The following is a 16188-nucleotide window of genomic DNA, read 5'->3' as shown; positions in this document are numbered from 1 at the left end:
CTTGGGTTCCCAGATGGGTCGGCCCCTGCCGCTATGCAATAACAAGGGGACTGTCATCCACTGACAGACCCTCACATGTCCTTGATTTTCATGAAGTTCGGCGGTTTACCGCTACTGCGGGCGCGGCCAGCTCACCAGCGCGACGACAAGGGCAAGGATCGACGACAGGAGCCCGCAGACCGGATAGGCAAAGATGTAGACTTCAGGCGGAAGCCCGAGCGAGAAGCCCACGGTCCGCAGCGCGTAGGGCACCACGAGGCCCAGCACGAGCATCCCCAGCCCGACCCCGACCGCAACGCCCATGCCGAGGCCGGCGCGCAGCGCTACGAGCGCAATGGCGCCCGAAAGGATCAGGGCCGAAACCATGCCGATGGCCTGCGCGGCCAGAACGAGGGTTCCGCTCACTCCGCCGCGATCGCGCCGCGCTTGCCGGCGATGCGATCCTCGATCACGTCGCGGAAGTTGCGGATCAACCCCTGGATCGGCCATGCCGCGGCATCGCCCAGGGCGCAGATCGTGTGGCCCTCGACCTGCTTCGTCACGTCGAAGAGCATGTCGATCTCCTCCACGCCGGCCTCGCCCTTCACCAGCCGGCCCATCACCCGCATCATCCAGCCTGTGCCTTCGCGGCAGGGCGTGCACTGGCCGCAGCTCTCGTGCTTGTAGAACTTGCTGAGCCGCCAGATCGCCTTGATGATGTCGGTCTGCTTGTCCATCACGATCACCGCTGCGGTGCCGAGGCCGGAGCCCAGCTCGCCGCGCAGGTAATCGAAGTCCATGATGGCATCCTTCATCTTCTCGCCGCGCACGCAGGGCACCGAGGAGCCGCCCGGAATCACCGCCAGCAGGTTGTCCCAGCCGCCGCGAATACCGCCGCAGTGCTTTTCGATCAGCTCCTCGAAGGTGATCGACATCGCCTCTTCCACCACGCAGGGGTTGTTCACGTGGCCGGAGACGGCAAAAAGCTTGGTGCCCGCGTTGTTCTGGCGGCCGAATCCTGCGAACCAGGCCGCGCCCCGGCGCAGGATGGTCGGGACCACGGCGATCGATTCCACATTGTTCACCGTGGTCGGGCAGCCATAGAGGCCCGCGCCCGCCGGGAACGGCGGTTTCATCCGCGGCATGCCCTTCTTGCCTTCGAGGCTCTCCAGCAGCGCGGTCTCCTCGCCGCAGATGTAGGCACCCGCGCCATGATGCAGGAAGATGTCAAAGTCCCAGCCCGAGCCGGCGGCGTTCTTGCCCACCAAGCCCGCATCATACGCCTCGTCGATGGCCGCCTGCAGCGCCTCGCGCTCGCGGATGTATTCGCCGCGGATGTAGATGTAGCAGGCATGCGCGTTCATCGCGAAGCTGGCGATCAGGCAACCCTCGATCAGCGTATGCGGATCGTGGCGCATGATCTCCCGGTCCTTGCAGGTGCCGGGCTCGGACTCGTCGGCGTTCACCACCAGGTAGGCCGGGCGACCGTCCGATTCCTTGGGCATGAAGCTCCACTTCAGCCCGGTCGGAAAGCCCGCACCGCCCCGCCCGCGCAGGCCGGAGGCCTTCATCTCGTTGACGATCCAGTCGCGGCCCTTCTGGATGATGCCGGCCGTCCCGTCCCAGTGCCCCCGCTTCTGCGCCCCCTTCAGGGTGCGGTCGTGCATCCCGTAGATGTTGGTGAAGATGCGGTCGCTGTCCTGCAACATGGGCTGGCTCCAAATTCGGCTTCGCACCCCGGGAGATAGCGGATGCCCCCGGCATTTGAAAGTGCGAAGTGCCGCCAGACCGGCGCAAGGCGACGCCGGAAGAGGCCCCTATTCCGAGGCCGGTGCCGCCGGTTCCTCCGCCGGCTCTTCGCGCGCGCCCGTCTCTTCCACCGGCGCCGGCGCATCCGCCTCCGCCTCGGGCGACACGTCCTGGGCCGGCGAAGCCCCCGCCCCGGCCAGGGCCGCGATCTCCTCGGCCTGCGCCGCCAGTGCGGCCTTCAGCGCGGCGATCTCGGCGCCCTGCCCGGCCAGCCCGGTCTCGATCCGGGCCACGCCCGCGCCCACCTCGCCCATCGCCGCGCCCACCGCGTCCACGTTCTGGCGCAACACGTAGTCGGCCACCAGGAATGCGATGAGGCCCGCGCCCACCCAGGTGATCGCCAGCCGCACCAGCCAGGCCGTCACAGTCGTCTTGAACATCTCTCTCTCCCCGTGGCCGCGCCACATTTTCGCGGCGGGAAACGCGCCCCGCCCTTGCGCTCAGCCGCGCCGCCCGGCGCCCCAGAGGCAGATCAGCTCCATCGCCACATGCGCCCCCGCCACGGCGGTGATGCCCGCATGGTCGAAGGGCGGGCTCACCTCCACCACGTCGCCGCCGACAAGGTTGATCCCCGCCAGCCCGCGCAGGATCGCCGCCGCCTGGGCCGAGCTCAGCCCGCCCCAGACCGGCGTGCCCGTGCCCGGCGCAAAGGCCGGGTCCAGGCCGTCGATGTCGAAACTGAGATAGCAGGGCCGGTCGCCCACCCGCTCGCGCACCATCTGCGCCACCGCCTGCGGCCCGATGTCATGCACCTCCGGCGCATCGACGATCTGGATCCCCATCGTGTCGGGGTTGACCGTGCGGATGCCCACCTGCACCGCGTGCGTCACGTCGATCAGTCCTTCCTTCACCGCCTTGTAGGCAAAGGTGCCGTGGTCGATCCGCTCGGCGTCGTCATCCACCCAGGTGTCGGTGTGGGCGTCGAACTGGATGTAGGCCAGCGGCCCGTGCTTCTTGGCGTGGGCGCGCAGGATCGGCAGGGTGATCGAGTGATCGCCCCCCAACGTGATGCACCCGCAGCCCGCGTCGAGAATGCCGGCCACATGAGCCTCCAGAGCGGCCGGAAACTCCCAGACCTTGGCATAATCGAAGGCCAGGTCGCCGTAGTCGGCAATCGCCAGCTCCTCCAGCGGGTCGTAATCCCAGCCATAGGGCGGGTCGTAGGGCTGGAGCGTGCTCGCCTCCCGGATCGCCCGCGGGCCGAACCGCGTGCCGGTCCGGTTGGTCACCGCCTGGTCAAAGGGCACGCCAGTCACCGCGAGGTCATAGCCAGCCAGGTCCTTCGTGTAGCGTCGCCGCAAGAAGCTCGTCGCCCCGCCAAAGGTGTTCTCAAAGCTCGCCCCGCGTGAAGTTTCTCGCGTAAAGGCTTGATCCACCTGTGTCTTTGCATCTTCCAAAGCCATATGTCAGGCCTCCACCGGCTGCGCCCGCTCGACCAGCCGGGCAAAGAAGCTGGCTCCCACCGGCGCCACCTTGTCGTTGAAATCATACTTCGGATGATGGAGCGAGGCCCCCTCGCCCTGGCCCAGAAACAGAAACGCCCCCGGCCGCGCCTCCAGCATGTAGGAAAAATCCTCGGCCCCCATCTCGGCTGTGCCCTCGCGCTCGACCCGGCCCTCTCCGCTGATCTCCTCGGCGACATCGGCGGCAAAGCCCGCGTTCTCCGGGGTGTTCACCGTCGCCGGGTAGCCCTCGTGATAGACCAGCTCGGCCTCGACCCCGTAGGCCGCCGCCTGCCCGGCCACGATCTCCGCCAACCGCCGCCGGACCATCTCGCGCACCTCGGGCTGAAGCGTGCGCACCGTCCCGTTGATCCAGGCAGAGTCCGGGATGATGTTGTCGGCGCTGCCCGCATGGATCTGCGTCACGCTGACGACAAGCTCCTCCATCGCGTAGTGGTTGCGGCTGACGATGGTGTTGACCGCGCTGACGATCCCCACCGCCGCCACGATCGGGTCGCGCGTCTGGTGCGGCATCGCGCCGTGGCCGCCCACGCCCTTCACCGTCACCTCCCAGCTGTCCACCGCCGCCAGAATCGGCCCCGGCGTGGTCAGAAATTCGCCCTCGCCCATGCCCGGCGCATTGTGGATGCCATAAACCTCGGTAATCCCGAACCGGTCCATGATCCCGGCCTTGACCATGGCCTCCCCGCCCGCGCCATTCTCTTCGGCGGGCTGGAAGATCAGCGCCACCGTGCCGGCAAAGTTGCGGGTCTCGGCGAGGTACTTCGCCGCGCCCAGCAGCATCGTCGTATGGCCGTCATGGCCGCAGGCATGCATCTTGCCGGGAACCGTGCTGGCATGCTCCGCCCCCGTCGCCTCCTCGATCGGCAGCGCGTCCATGTCCGCCCGCAGGCCAAGCCGCCGCTTGCTCTGCCCCTTGCCGTGAATCAGCGCCACCAGCCCGCTCTGCGCGATCCCTTCATGGATCTCGTCCACCCCGAAGTCCCGCAGCCGCTCCGCCACGAATCCCGCCGTCTCGTGGCAGTCGAATCCCAGCTCGGGATGCCTGTGGATATGCCGCCGCCAGGCGGTCATCTCTTCGGCATAGCCGGCGATGCGGTTGACGATGGGCATGGGCTGGGGTTCCTTCTCGCGGGACGACTGCCACCAAATCCGATCCGGAGCCCACCTTCAATGGCCGACCCGACAGACCCGCTGATTTTCGACGCCACGGAAGACGACGCCCGCCAGATGCAGCGGCTTCTCGCCATCATGGCCTGCCTGCGCGACCCCGAGCGGGGCTGCCCCTGGGACATCGAGCAGACCTATTCCACCATCGCCCCCTATACCATCGAGGAGGCCCACGAGGTGGCCGATGCCATCGAGCGCCGGGCCTGGGGCGAGCTCGAGGGCGAGTTGGGCGACCTGCTGCTGCAAGCCGTCTACTTCGCCCAGATGGGAAAGGAAGACGGCCACTTCACCTTCGCCTCCATCGCCCGCAACGTCGCCGACAAGATGGTCAGCCGCCACCCGCACATCTTCGGCGATGAGTCCCGCGACAAGTCGGCCGAGCAGCAAACCCTGGACTGGGAGCGGCAAAAGGCCGCCGAACGCGAATTGAAGGGCGAGACCCGCACGCTCGACGGCGTCGCCCTTGGCCTGCCCGCCCTCACCCGCGCCCTCAAGCTGCAAAAGCGCGCCGCCCGCGTCGGTTTCGACTGGACCGATGTGAAGGACGTGCTCGCCAAGCTGCAGGAGGAGGCCGCCGAGCTGGCCGAGGCCGAGGGCGACGCGGACGCGCTGGAAGACGAGATGGGCGACCTGCTCTTCGTCCTCACCAACCTCGCCCGTCACAAGGGCGTGGACCCGGAGGCCGCGCTGCGCCGCACCAACGCCAAGTTCACCCGCCGGTTCGCCGCCATCGAGGATGCGCTGGCCGCCGGGGGCCGCACGCCTTCCGAGGCCAGCCTCGAGGAGATGGACGCCCTCTGGACGGCCGCGAAACGCGCCGAATAGCCCGCCCGCCCCAAGTTTTCTTGCCGAAAACATCCCCGGGGGTGTGGGGCTGCCCCCCACTCCGACCTCGCACGCCAACCGACGCCGGCCCTTGCGCGCCGCGCATGGCGAGGCGGGGCGGGTGGGTGGGCGCCTCGCATGCGCGGCGCTTCCCCCTTGCCCGCGCCACCGTGCATTTATACCCGATAAAAAAACTCGCCCATTGACCCAAGCAAAAGACTCAGGTTTAACGCCGCCCAGCACCAACAGGAGGTTCCCATGTTCCGCACCACCCTCGCCCTTGTCGCCACTGCCGTCCCGGCCATGGCCGACGAGATCAACGTCTATTCCTACCGCCAGCCCGAGCTGATCGCGCCCCTGACCGAGGCTTTCACCGCCGAGACCGGGATCGACGTCAACGTCGCCTTCCTCAACGAGGGCATGGTCGAGCGCCTCCAGGCCGAGGGCGACCGCTCGCCCGCCGACGTGGTGCTGACCGTCGACATCGCCCGGCTGAACGAGCTGGTCGAGGCCGGCGTCACCCAGCCGCTCTCCTCCCAGACCCTGACCGACAGCGTGCCCGCCGCGCTCCACGGCCCCGATGGCCAGTGGTGGGGCGTCACCACCCGCGCCCGCATCGTCTACGCTTCCAAGGACCGAGTGGCCGACGGCGAGGTGACCACCTACGAGGACCTGGCCGACCCCAAGTGGAAAGGCCGCATCTGCACCCGCTCCGGCACGCATGATTACAACGTGGCGCTGGTCTCCGCGATGCTGCACCACCACGGCGAAGAGTACACCCGCACCTGGCTCGAAGGCGTCAAGGCCAACCTCGCCCGCAAGCCCGAGGGCAACGACCGGGCGCAGGTCAAGGCGATCTGGGCCGGCGAATGCGACATCTCGCTCGGCAACACCTACTACATGGGCGCCATGCTGGCCGACCCCGAGCAGGTGCCATGGGCCGAGAGCGTGCGCATCGTCTTCCCCACCTTCGAGAACGGCGGCACCCATGTGAACATCTCCGGCGTGGCGCTGACCAAGGCCGCCCCGAACAAGGACAACGCGGTGAAGTTCATCGAATTCCTCGCCTCCTCCAAGGCGCAGGAAATCTATGCCGAGGTGAACAACGAGTACCCCGTCGGCCCCGGCACCGAAGCCTCCGAGCTGGTCCGCAGCTGGGGCGAGTTCACCCCCGACGACACCGACCTCGTCGACCTCGCCAAGCTGCGCCCCGATGCGATCAAGCTGATCGAGCAGGTCGACTACGACGGCTGATCCGGCCACCACACCCATCCGGCGGGCCCTGTCCGCCACAGCATCGGGCCCCTTCCGCACCGCCGGAAGGGGCCCTTTTCATGCCCCGGTTTACAATTCGGGTCCCATTTGCGAGGTTGCCTGTCAACATCCGGGCAGCCCGCATCACGCGCCCCCGGCAAACCCACCCTCCCCCGAAAGGACATCCCCATGACCCAGGCCAAACCGGGCGACACGCTGCACATGCACTACAAGGGCACGCTCGACGACGGCACCGTCTTCGACAGCTCCGAGGGCCGCGACCCGCTGACCTTCGAGCTCGGCGCCGGCCAGATCATCCCCGGCCTCGACGCCGGCGTCACCGGCATGGCGGTGGGCGAAAAGCGCTCCGTCCGCGTCGAGCCCGCCGAGGCCTACGGCGAGCACCAGCCCGACCGCGTGCAGGCCGTCGAACGCGCCTCCATCCCCGCCGACATCCCCACCGAGCCCGGCACCCAGCTGCAGGTGCAAACCGCGCAGGGCCAGGTCATGCCCGTCACCGTGGTCGAGGTGACCGAGGAGCACGTGATGCTCGACACCAACCACCCGCTCGCCGGCAAGGCCCTCACCTTCGACGTCGAACTGGTCGAGATCGCCTGAGGCGGCCGTCGGGAGCGGGCCCGCGTCTCGCCGGGCCGCAGGCGCAAACGGCGCGCGCCCCGCTCCCGGTGCGCCTTCAGTACATCGACTTTGCGTAGGCCTCCTCCAGCCCTGCGTCGATCTTCGCCATCTCGCCCTCGTCCTCCGGCGCGCCCCGGGTCTGGTCGAGGATCATCTTCGACAGGCTCGGCATCTCGCTCCGGTCCTGCCGCGCGTCCGGGTCCCAGAGCTTCGAGCGGCGGAATGCCTTGGCGCAATGAAGGAAAACCTCCTCCACCTCCACCATGATCGCCAGCCTCGGCGCCCTGCCGTTCACTGCCATCCGCTCGAGAAGCCGCGTATCGCGCACCAGCCTGGCCCGGCCGTTCACCCTCAGCGTCTCGTCATAGCCCGGCACCATGAACAGCAGCCCCACCGACGGGTTGGCCAGGATGTTCACTAGGCTGTCGAGGCGGTTGTTGCCGGGGCGGTCGGGTATCGCCAGCCTTCCCGCGTCGAGCACCTCCACGAACCCCGGCGCATCGCCCCGCGGGCTGACATCCGAGCGCCCGCCCGGACCCTGAGTGCCCAGACACAGGAACGGTGCACGCGCGATGAAGGCCCGCGCGTGCCCGTCCAGCGCCGCCATCGCCTTGATCGCCGCCAATTCGCTCACCGGCGGATAGAGCGCCCGAAGGTCCGCCTCATCCGCAATCACCTCTGTCTCGTCATGGCTCATCCCGCACCCCTCCGGCCCGTGCCGCGCCAGCCGACACGGCAACCCCCGCGCCGTCAAGCCCCGCAGCGCTCAGGCCGGGAACATCTGCAGCAGGTCGTGCTTGTCCTTCACGTTGCCCAGCCCGTTGGCATACTGCCGGTAGTCCGCCGCCGTCAGCGGACGGGCCGGGCTGGCCGAGTCGAGCCCCACCGCCGTGCAGGTCTTGTCATAGACATGCACCGGCACGAACCAGCGGTTCAGGTCCACCATCGCCGTGCCCATCGCCTGGATCACGCGGGTGAAATCCTCCTCGATCGGCACACTGCGCGCGGCCTCGGGCAGCATGTAGAGAAGCTTCGCCTTCACCGGCAGGCTCACCTGCACCGCGCCGGCCGGAAACGCATCGAGATCGGAGGCCAGGAAAGGCAGCAGCGCCCCGTAGTTGTAGTTGATCGCATGCCCGTTGATGTGGGTCACCGTGAAGTTGTTGGCGCTCATCGTCAGGCTGGTGGTCGGCGGGGCGTTGCCCGGCGAGCGGTGGATGTTGATCGTCATCGTCCCGGCCGCGTTGTTCGCCACGAACTGCCGCATCTCGCGCAGCACCCTCTGATAGCCCAGCATGCGGTCCATCCCGTTGCTGTTGCCGGTCACCACCCAATCGACCATCGCCCCCTCCCCCTGCGTCAACTTGACTCGCCTTTTACGGTAGTCCCTTTGCCCGCCCCTCGGCAACCTTCATCGCGGCAGGCGATTTGCGGCTGAACGGGTCGCACCCCCTTGCCCTTGACGGCCCCCTCGGGCACACCTGCTCCAAGTCTGCACCAACACCCAAGGCCCGATGTTCCGTCCCCTCCTGCTTGCCGTCGCCGCATTGTCCCTCGCCGCCTGTGCCGAGATCACCGATCCCACCGGTCTCTCGCCCGAAACCCGCGCCCTCTACGCGCCGGTGCAGGACGGCGACATCCTGGTGCCCGGCGTGCCCGACCAGTACATCACCGAAGAGACCGCCCGCCAGGAGGTCGCCTACTTCGCGCCCCATGCGCCCGGCACCATCATCGTCGATCCCGGCGCCAAGCGGCTCTACCGGCTGATGGGCGACAACCGCGCCATGCGCTACGTCGTCGGCGTCGCCCAGGCCGGACGCGGCTTCTCCGGCGAAGCCAACGTCGCCTTCCAGCGCGACTGGCCCTACTGGACGCCCACCGCCAACATGGTCCGCCGCGACCCCGAGCTCTACGGGCCCATCCGGAACGGCAAGCCCGGCGGCCTCGAAAACCCCCTCGGCGCCCGCGCCCTCTACCTCTACCGCAACGGCCGCGACACGCTCTACCGCATCCACGGCACCTCCGAGCCCTCCTCCATCGGCAAGCAGGCCTCCTCGGGCTGCATCCGCATGTTCAACCAGGACGCCATGCACCTGGCCGAAACCACCCCCAACGGCACCCGCGTGATCGTGCTCCCCGACAGCGCCTCCGGCCGCTGGGCCGCGCCCGCGGGTACGATGGGCGTCGCCGCGAGCAACCCGCTCGAGGATACGTCGACGCTGTAGGGGGGTGTCGCGCCGAAGCCCTTACGCTGGGAGGCGCCCACAACCCACATGTAACAACGGGCGAGGAACGGTTCTTAGCCGGGAACCGGACGAACGACCGGAAAGCGCTGCACCTGATTGATGGGGCCGCACCGTTCAAAAGCGTGATATTAAGCAAAATCTGACAGAGGCATATCACCATTGGTCCTAAAGAGACCGAAATTCCCAGCCCCTTAGCATGAACCCTGCTTCAGCGCCGCGACCTTGTTGACACGGAAACTCCAAGCTTACGCATTCTAGCACATTGTTTTTCATACAGATCTATGGTTACGTCGGGAAAACTGCGACTTCGGAAAGTACAAATGCCCAAAAAACCTCAAGCCAAACGAATTTCCCTTTTCAACCACAAAGGGGGTGTTTCAAAAACAACCTCAACCTTCAACATCGGTTGGAAGCTAGCAGAACAGGGAAAGAAGGTTCTTCTCGTCGACTGCGATCCGCAGTGCAATCTTACGGGGCTCATGCTGGAGTATTCTCAAGACGAAGAGTACCCTTATGAAACTAGCGATGTAAAGAATCCAAGAAACATTAAAGATTCCGTTGCACCCGCGTTTGATGGGCGCCCTCGACCAATTGAGGCCTCCGAGATACAATCAGTTCCCGGAAGGTCCAACCTTTTCATCCTTCCGGGGCATGTTGGGCTTTCGGAATATGAAAGTAGGTTGGCGATCGCGCATGAGCTAGGTGGAGCCCTTGTGAATTTCCAAAATATACCAGGTGCAATTGCTCATTCTATAAATCTGACAGCAGAGAAGAACGGCATTGATGTTGTGCTCATCGATCTGAGCCCTAGCCTCGGGGCATTGAACCAGAACATCTTGATGAGCAGTGACGCATTCGTCATACCGATGGCGCCAGATTTCTTCTCTGCGATGGCACTCCGATCCTTGGCAAAAACGCTACCTGTTTGGGGGGAGTGGTCCAAGAATGCTGGAGAAAATTCAATACTAAAGTCGGCAGATTATCCGTGGACTGGGAAGCCGGTTAAATTTGTCGGATCAATTGTGCAAAACTACCGCAAGAGACTTAGGGATGGAGAGGATCGGCCAACCCGTGCTTTCGAAAAGTGGTTCAATAACCTCAAGTCGGTGCTCCGGTCTGATCTTTTCGAAAGCTTCGAAACTGCGGGTTTTTTACTTGACGAAGACGCGTATGATGAGATGGAAGCAGACCCGAAAGACTTCATGGTAGAGGTGCCAGATTTCAATAGCTTGATGGCGATTTCGCAAGATCTTTCGAAGCCAGTTTTCACGCTCACCCGGGACGATATCAATACATCTGGTTCAGTTGCGAACAATCAAATTGCCAGCGTAGCAGCATTCGATGGGATTTACAAGAATGCCGCGCAGAAAATCTCCCTGGCGCTCAAGCACATATAATGGCTTTTCATTTTGCAAAGGATGGATTTCAGAAGTGCGTTGCGGATGCAACGAGTCTTATCAGTGAGGCTTCGGCCTTGCCCGTTAAGGATCAGAATACCGCCATCCGTGGAAGCTTGATGCTTATCGTCGGAGCTTTCGACTTTTTTATTCACGAGGTGATTAGAGTGGAGGTCGCGAGAAGAGTTGCTTCTTGTCCAGAGAGCGTGAAGCTAAAAGTACCCTTCAGTGTGGCCGCTCGCGGGGAAGCCCATATTGGAACTGAAATTGATCTTTTCGTGCGCAAGACCAACTCCTTTCGTTCCTTTGTAGGTTCTGAAAACATAAAGGAGTGTTTTTCTTCGATTTCATTGAACATCTGGTCAGAGCTTGAGAAATTTAGTGGGAGAGATTCAAAAGTGACGCGGAAGAAGTTGGATCTCATTTGGAGATGGAGAAACAGAGTGGCTCACGAGGGGGATCTGGTTCCAAGTAATTCTAGTTTTGTTTACTGGGAAATTTACGCAGAGGATGTTTTGGACGCGGCGGGCTTTCTTGTGGACTTGGCTCAGGACATTGTTGATGTGATCGAGAGCGTAACGCCTTGATTTTCCCCACGATGTTCGACGGCCGAGAAGCTACCATTGACTAACCATCCGAAAGCTGGGTGGAGGGTGTTCACAGCCACAGTGGCAAGCCCCTCCCCAACCTTGCCCCCTCCCCCCACAACCCTACCTCATCCAGCATGACCCGCTGGCTCCTCCTCCCGCTCCTCCTCCTCGCCGCCTGCGCCCCCGGCGTGCCGGACAACGCCCGCGTCGTCGTCGCGGGCGACTCCGTCATGGCCTGGAACCGCGGCAGCGGCGCCTCCGTCGCCCGGGCCCTGCAGGCCCGTCTCGGCGAGCCCGTGGGTGATGTCTCCCTGCCTCTCGCCAAACTCGCCGGCGGCACCGGCTCCCTCAACATCCCCACCCAGCTCAGCGGTGTCAGCGCCCCCTGGGTCGTGCTGAACGGCGGGGCCAATGACATCAGCGCCAGTTGCGACTGCACCCGCTGCGGCCCCGTGCTCGACCGGCTGATCTCCACCGATGGCCGCAGCGGCGCCATCCCCGCCCTAGTCGCCTCCCTCCGCCAGCGCGGCTCCCGCGTGGTCTGGGCCGATTACTACACCTCGCCGCGCTTTGCCGGCACCGCCTGCGTCGCCCCCTACCGCGAGCTGGAGGCGCGCCTCGGCCGGATGGCCGCCCGCGACGCGGGCGTCACGCTGGTCGACATGGACGATGTCTTCAGCCCCGCCGACCTCTCGCTCTTCGCCGCCGACCGGACCCACCCTTCCCCCAAGGGATCGGCCCGCATCGCCGCCCTCGTCGCCCCCCTGCTCCGGCGCTGAGCCGCCCTGACGTCGCGTAAGGGGCGCATCACGGCAGGCGGAACGGCGGGTTAACCTCTCTCGTCCTGCAATTTTGCATAGGCCCGGTTTGTGCATGGGTTGTGTATCGGTTGTGTATCCCGTTTTTCGTGGTTAACGCCCCTGCCCGCCGCCCCATCCGGGCATATCCGCAAGGCCCGGTCGCCGTCCGACGGCCCTGAATTGCGCAAGAAAAAGGGGAGCCGAAGCTCCCCAGTTTCGCCGTTCAGGCTCATCGTTGGTACCGCCCGGTTTATTTGCCTGCGGCCTGAACTGCGCCAGGGGCGAGCGCACCCGCCCCGGATTTTTTTAGCCCCGTATCAAGGGGTTATCCCGTGTCCTCAGCTGCACCCGGAGGTGCCGCCGCAGGTGTTGCACTTCATGCAGGTGCCGTTGCGCACCAGGGTGTAGTTGCCGCATTCGCCGCAGGCCTCGCCTTCGTAGCCCTGCATCCTGGCCTTGGCCCGCGCGTCCAGCCCGGTCGCCACGCTCGAGGTTTCCGGCACCAGCGTCTCCAATGCCACCACCGGATCCACGCCCGCATCCAGCGCCACCGCGCCCGCCAGATTGCCGCCCAGCCCGCCTTGCAGCACCACCAGGTCGGAGGGCAGCCGCTTGCGCAGGTAGCCCGAGGAGGAGATCTGCTTGAGCACTTCCAGCGACTTGCTGGCCGCGCTCTCGCTCACCGAGGAGATGTTCGAGACCCCTTCTTCCTCGCCGCGCCCGAGATCGTCGAAGGCCGCGCCTTCGGGCTTCACATGGGCGAGGTCGGTCCGGTCGAGGTAGCTCACCGCCAGCTCGCGGAAAATGTAGTCGAGGATCGAGGTCGCGTTCTTGATGCTGTCGTTCCCCTGCACCATCCCGGCCGGCTCGAACTTGGTGAAGGTGAAGGCGTCCACGAACTCCTCCAGCGGCACCCCGTATTGCAGACCCACCGAAACCGCGATGGCGAAGTTGTTCATCATCGCCCGGAAGCCCGCGCCTTCCTTGTGCATGTCGATGAATAGCTCGCCGAGCTTGCCATCTTCATACTCGCCCGTGCGCAGGTACACCTTGTGCCCGCCCACCACGGCCTTCTGGGTATAGCCCTTCCGGCGGTGCGGCAGCTTCTCCCGCTGGGCGCGGACCACTTCCTTCACGATCACCTTCTCGATGATCTTCTCGGCCAGCACCTGGGCCTTCTCGGCGGGCGCGCCGCTCTCCAGCACCTCCTGCGCCTCCTCGTCGTCCTCCACCAGCGCGGCCGCGAGAGGCTGCGAGAGCTTGGAGCCGTCGCGGTAGAGCGCGTTGGCTTTGATCCCCATCTGCCAGCTGCGCTCGTAAGCGGCCTGGCAATCCTCGATGGTGGCGTCGTTGGGCATGTTGATCGTCTTCGAGATCGCCCCGGAGATGAAGCTCTGGGCCGCGGCCATCATGTCGATGTGGCTGTTGACCGACAGGAACCGCTTGCCCTTCTTGCCGCAGGGGTTGGCGCAGTCGAACACGCTCAGGTGCTCGTCCTTCAGGTGCGGTGCGCCCTCCAGCGTCATCGTCCCGCAGACGTGGTCGTTGGCCGCCTCGATCTGCTTGCGGGTAAAGCCCAGCGAGGAGAGCAGGTCGAAGGTCGGGTCGTTCAGCTTGGCGGCGGGGATGCCCAGCACCTCGGTGCAGAAGGCCTCGCCCAGCGTCCACTGGTTGAACACGAAGCGGATGTCGAAGGCCGAGGCCAGCGCCTTCTCGACCTTGTCGATCTCCGCCTGGCCAAAGCCGTGACCCACCAGCGCGGTGTGGTTGATGCCCGGCGCATTGCCGAGGCTGCCATGGCCCACCGCATAGGCGATGATCTCGCCGATCTCGGCCTCGGAGTAGCCCAGCTTCTTGAGCGCGGCCGGGACCGAGCGGTTGATGATCTTGAAGTAGCCGCCGCCGGCGAGTTTCTTGAACTTCACCAGGGCGAAGTCGGGCTCGATGCCGGTGGTGTCGCAGTCCATCACCAGCCCGATCGTGCCCGTGGGGGCGATGACCGAGACCTGCGCGTTGCGGTAGCCGTTCTTCTCGCCGAGGGCCAAGGCCTCGTCCCAGGCCGCCTTGGCCAGCGCGACGAGCGAGGCATCCGGACAGCCGGCGTGATCGAGCGCCACCGGGTTCACGTTCATCGCCTCGTAGCCCTTGGTCTCGCCATGGGCGGCGCGGCGGTGGTTGCGGATCACTCGGAGCATGTGCTCGGCGTTCTTGGCATAGCCGGGGAAGGCCCCCAGCTCCCCGGCCATCTCGGCGGAGGTGGCATAGGAGATGCCGGTCATGATCGCGGTCAGCGCACCGCCCAGGGCCCGACCCTCGCGGCTGTCGTAGCCGAGGCCGAGGTTCATCAGCAGGCCGCCGATGTTGGCATAGCCCAGCCCCAGCGTCCGGAAGTCGTAGGACCGCTGCGCGATCTCCTTGGAGGGAAACTGCGCCATCATCACGCTGATCTCCAGCGTCACCGTCCAGAGCCGGGTGGCGTGCACGTAGTCCTCGGCCTGAAACTTGCCGTCCTTCAGGAAGGTCAGCAGGTTCATCGAGGCCAGGTTGCAGGCGGTGTCGTCGAGGAACATGTACTCCGAGCAGGGGTTGGAGCCCCGGATCGCGCCGTCTTCCGGGCAGGTGTGCCAGGCGTTGACGGTGTCATGGTACTGGATGCCCGGATCGGCGCAGGCCCATGCGGCGTGGCCGATGTCTTCCCAGAGTTCGCGCGCGCTGATGGTCTTGGCCACCTTGCCGTTGGTCCGGTTCAGCAGCTCCCAGGGCAGATCGTCCTTGACGGCCTTGAGGAAGGCGTCGGTGACCCGCACCGAGTTGTTGGAGTTCTGGCCGCTGACCGTCGCATAGGCTTCCGAGTCCCAGTCGGTGTCATAGGTCGGAAATTCGATCGAGGCATAGCCCTGCCGCGCGTAGTCCAGCACCCTCTTGATGTAGGTCTCGGGGATGCGGGCCTTCTTGGCGTCCTTCACCGCGCCCTTCAGCGCGTCGTTGGCATTGGGGTCATAGGCCCCCTCTTCCGACCCGTCGAAGGCGCGGATGGCGGCGAAGATCGCGTTCAGCTTCTCCTCGTGCATCTTGGAGCCGGCGACCAGCGAAGCCACCTTCTGCTCCTCCTTCACCTTCCAGTTCACGTATTCCTGGATATCGGGGTGGTCGGCATCGACGATCACCATCTTCGCCGCCCGCCGGGTCGTGCCGCCCGACTTGATCGCCCCGGCCGCGCGGTCGCCGATCTTCAAAAAGCCCATCAGGCCAGAGGATTTGCCGCCGCCCGAGAGCTTCTCGCCCTCGGCCCGGAGCGACGAGAAGTTGGTGCCGGTGCCCGAGCCGTACTTGAAGAGCCGGGCTTCCCGCACCCAGAGGTCCATGATGCCGCCGTCGTTGACGAGGTCATCGGAAACCGACTGAATGAAGCACGCATGCGGCTGCGGATGCTCATAGGAGCTCTTCGACTTGGTCAGCTTGCCGGTCTTGTAATCCACGTAGTGGTGGCCCTGCGCCGGGCCGTCGATGCCATAGGCCCAGTGCAGGCCGGTGTTGAACCACTGCGGCGAGTTGGGCGCGGCACGCTGGGTCGCGAGCATGTGGCGCATCTCGTCGTAATAGGCCTTGGCGTCGGCCTCGGTGCTAAAGTAGCCACCCTTCCAGCCCCAGTAGGCCCAGGCGCCGGCCAGGCGGTCGAACACCTGCTTGGCCGAGGTCTCGCCCCCGTAGCGGGCGTCCTCGGGCAGCTCGGCCAGGGCGGCCTCGTCGGCCACGGAGCGCCACAGGAACTCCGGCACGCCCTTTTCCTTCACCGGCTTCAGCCGGGCCGGAACACCGGCCTTGCGGAAGTATTTCTGCGCGATCACGTCAGAGGCGACCTGGCTCCAGGATGCCGGAACTTCCAGGTTGTCGAGCTTGAACACCACGGAGCCATCGGGATTGCGGATCTCGGAGGTGGTGGTGGTAAATTCCAACCCGCCATACGCAGCGCCTTTGGACGTGGTGAACTTCCGTTCGATCTTCATGGTCACATG

15 protein-coding genes are annotated in these 16188 nt (G+C 65.3%); 7 read left to right on the top strand and 8 right to left on the bottom strand.

All coding sequences use genetic code 11. From position 1 onward, the window contains the following. Positions 1-111: 111 nt before the first annotated feature. From BUR94_RS06130 to BUR94_RS06110, 5 genes are all read right to left on the bottom strand, one after another. On the bottom strand, positions 112-405 hold the full coding sequence (locus BUR94_RS06130; RefSeq protein WP_074255344.1) for a hypothetical protein: 294 nt from the start codon (positions 403-405) through the stop codon (positions 112-114). Next, a complete protein-coding gene (gene nuoF / locus BUR94_RS06125; RefSeq protein ID WP_074255343.1) occupies positions 402-1688 on the bottom strand; it encodes an NADH-quinone oxidoreductase subunit NuoF in 1287 nt (428 codons plus the stop codon). The genes BUR94_RS06130 and nuoF overlap by 4 nt, the downstream gene beginning before the upstream one ends. Positions 1689-1796: 108 nt before the next feature. Then, the gene (locus BUR94_RS06120; protein ID WP_074255342.1) at positions 1797-2168 is read right to left on the bottom strand and encodes a hypothetical protein; all 372 of its coding nucleotides are present in this window, start codon (positions 2166-2168) and stop codon (positions 1797-1799) included. 60 nt (positions 2169-2228) lie between these two features. Beyond that, positions 2229-3191 (bottom strand): agmatinase, encoded by a 963-nt coding sequence (gene speB / locus BUR94_RS06115; protein ID WP_074255341.1) that lies wholly within the window; start codon positions 3189-3191, stop codon positions 2229-2231. Between the two features lie 3 nt (positions 3192-3194). Beyond that, positions 3195-4364: a M20 aminoacylase family protein gene (locus tag BUR94_RS06110; RefSeq protein WP_074255340.1), complete on the bottom strand. Its 1170-nt coding sequence runs from the start codon at positions 4362-4364 to the stop codon at positions 3195-3197. Between the two features lie 60 nt (positions 4365-4424). On the opposite strand from BUR94_RS06110, the gene mazG reads away from it, so the two are divergent. The 3 genes from mazG (at position 4425) to BUR94_RS06095 (ending at position 7118) form a co-directional block, all read left to right on the top strand. Then, entirely contained in the window at positions 4425-5246 is an 822-nt protein-coding gene (gene mazG / locus BUR94_RS06105; RefSeq protein ID WP_074255339.1) for a nucleoside triphosphate pyrophosphohydrolase, read from the top strand. Between the two features lie 258 nt (positions 5247-5504). Next, complete coding sequence (locus tag BUR94_RS06100) at positions 5505-6500, top strand: Fe(3+) ABC transporter substrate-binding protein (protein ID WP_074255338.1); 996 nt, start codon at positions 5505-5507, stop codon at positions 6498-6500. 189 nt (positions 6501-6689) lie between these two features. Next, complete coding sequence (locus BUR94_RS06095; protein WP_074255337.1) at positions 6690-7118, top strand: FKBP-type peptidyl-prolyl cis-trans isomerase; 429 nt, start codon at positions 6690-6692, stop codon at positions 7116-7118. A 76-nt stretch (positions 7119-7194) separates the two neighbouring features. On the opposite strand, the gene BUR94_RS06090 is transcribed toward BUR94_RS06095, so the two are convergent. Both BUR94_RS06090 and BUR94_RS06085 read right to left on the bottom strand, forming a co-directional pair. Then, positions 7195-7836, bottom strand: a complete 642-nt coding sequence (locus BUR94_RS06090; protein WP_074255336.1) for a pyridoxamine 5'-phosphate oxidase family protein — start codon at positions 7834-7836, stop codon at positions 7195-7197. A gap of 69 nt (positions 7837-7905) precedes the next feature. Next, positions 7906-8502, bottom strand: a complete 597-nt coding sequence (locus BUR94_RS06085) for a hypothetical protein (RefSeq protein WP_175570427.1) — start codon at positions 8500-8502, stop codon at positions 7906-7908. 151 nt (positions 8503-8653) lie between these two features. Here BUR94_RS06085 and BUR94_RS21025 point away from each other — a divergent pair, with 151 nt between their 5' ends. From BUR94_RS21025 to BUR94_RS06070, 4 genes are all read left to right on the top strand, one after another. Continuing rightward, entirely contained in the window at positions 8654-9364 is a 711-nt protein-coding gene (locus tag BUR94_RS21025) for a L,D-transpeptidase (protein ID WP_074255334.1), read from the top strand. Positions 9365-9705: 341 nt separating this feature from the next. Beyond that, on the top strand, positions 9706-10782 hold the full coding sequence (locus BUR94_RS06075; protein WP_074255333.1) for a ParA family protein: 1077 nt from the start codon (positions 9706-9708) through the stop codon (positions 10780-10782). Beyond that, positions 10782-11369, top strand: a complete 588-nt coding sequence (locus tag BUR94_RS20425) for a HEPN domain-containing protein (protein ID WP_139301233.1) — start codon at positions 10782-10784, stop codon at positions 11367-11369. Before BUR94_RS06075 ends, BUR94_RS20425 begins: the two co-directional genes overlap by 1 nt. A 137-nt stretch (positions 11370-11506) precedes the next feature. Then, entirely contained in the window at positions 11507-12151 is a 645-nt protein-coding gene (locus tag BUR94_RS06070; protein ID WP_074255332.1) for an SGNH/GDSL hydrolase family protein, read from the top strand. Between the two features lie 359 nt (positions 12152-12510). On the opposite strand, the gene BUR94_RS06065 is transcribed toward BUR94_RS06070, so the two are convergent. Continuing rightward, a complete protein-coding gene (locus BUR94_RS06065) occupies positions 12511-16179 on the bottom strand; it encodes a vitamin B12-dependent ribonucleotide reductase (protein WP_074255331.1) in 3669 nt (1222 codons plus the stop codon). Positions 16180-16188: the final 9 nt, after the last annotated feature.

This window comes from Vannielia litorea (genome assembly GCF_900142295.1).
Classification (GTDB): Bacteria; Pseudomonadota; Alphaproteobacteria; order Rhodobacterales; family Rhodobacteraceae; genus Vannielia; species Vannielia litorea.
The sequence above is the reverse complement of the archived record's forward strand: the minus strand, read 5'-3'. Positions and strand labels throughout refer to the sequence as shown.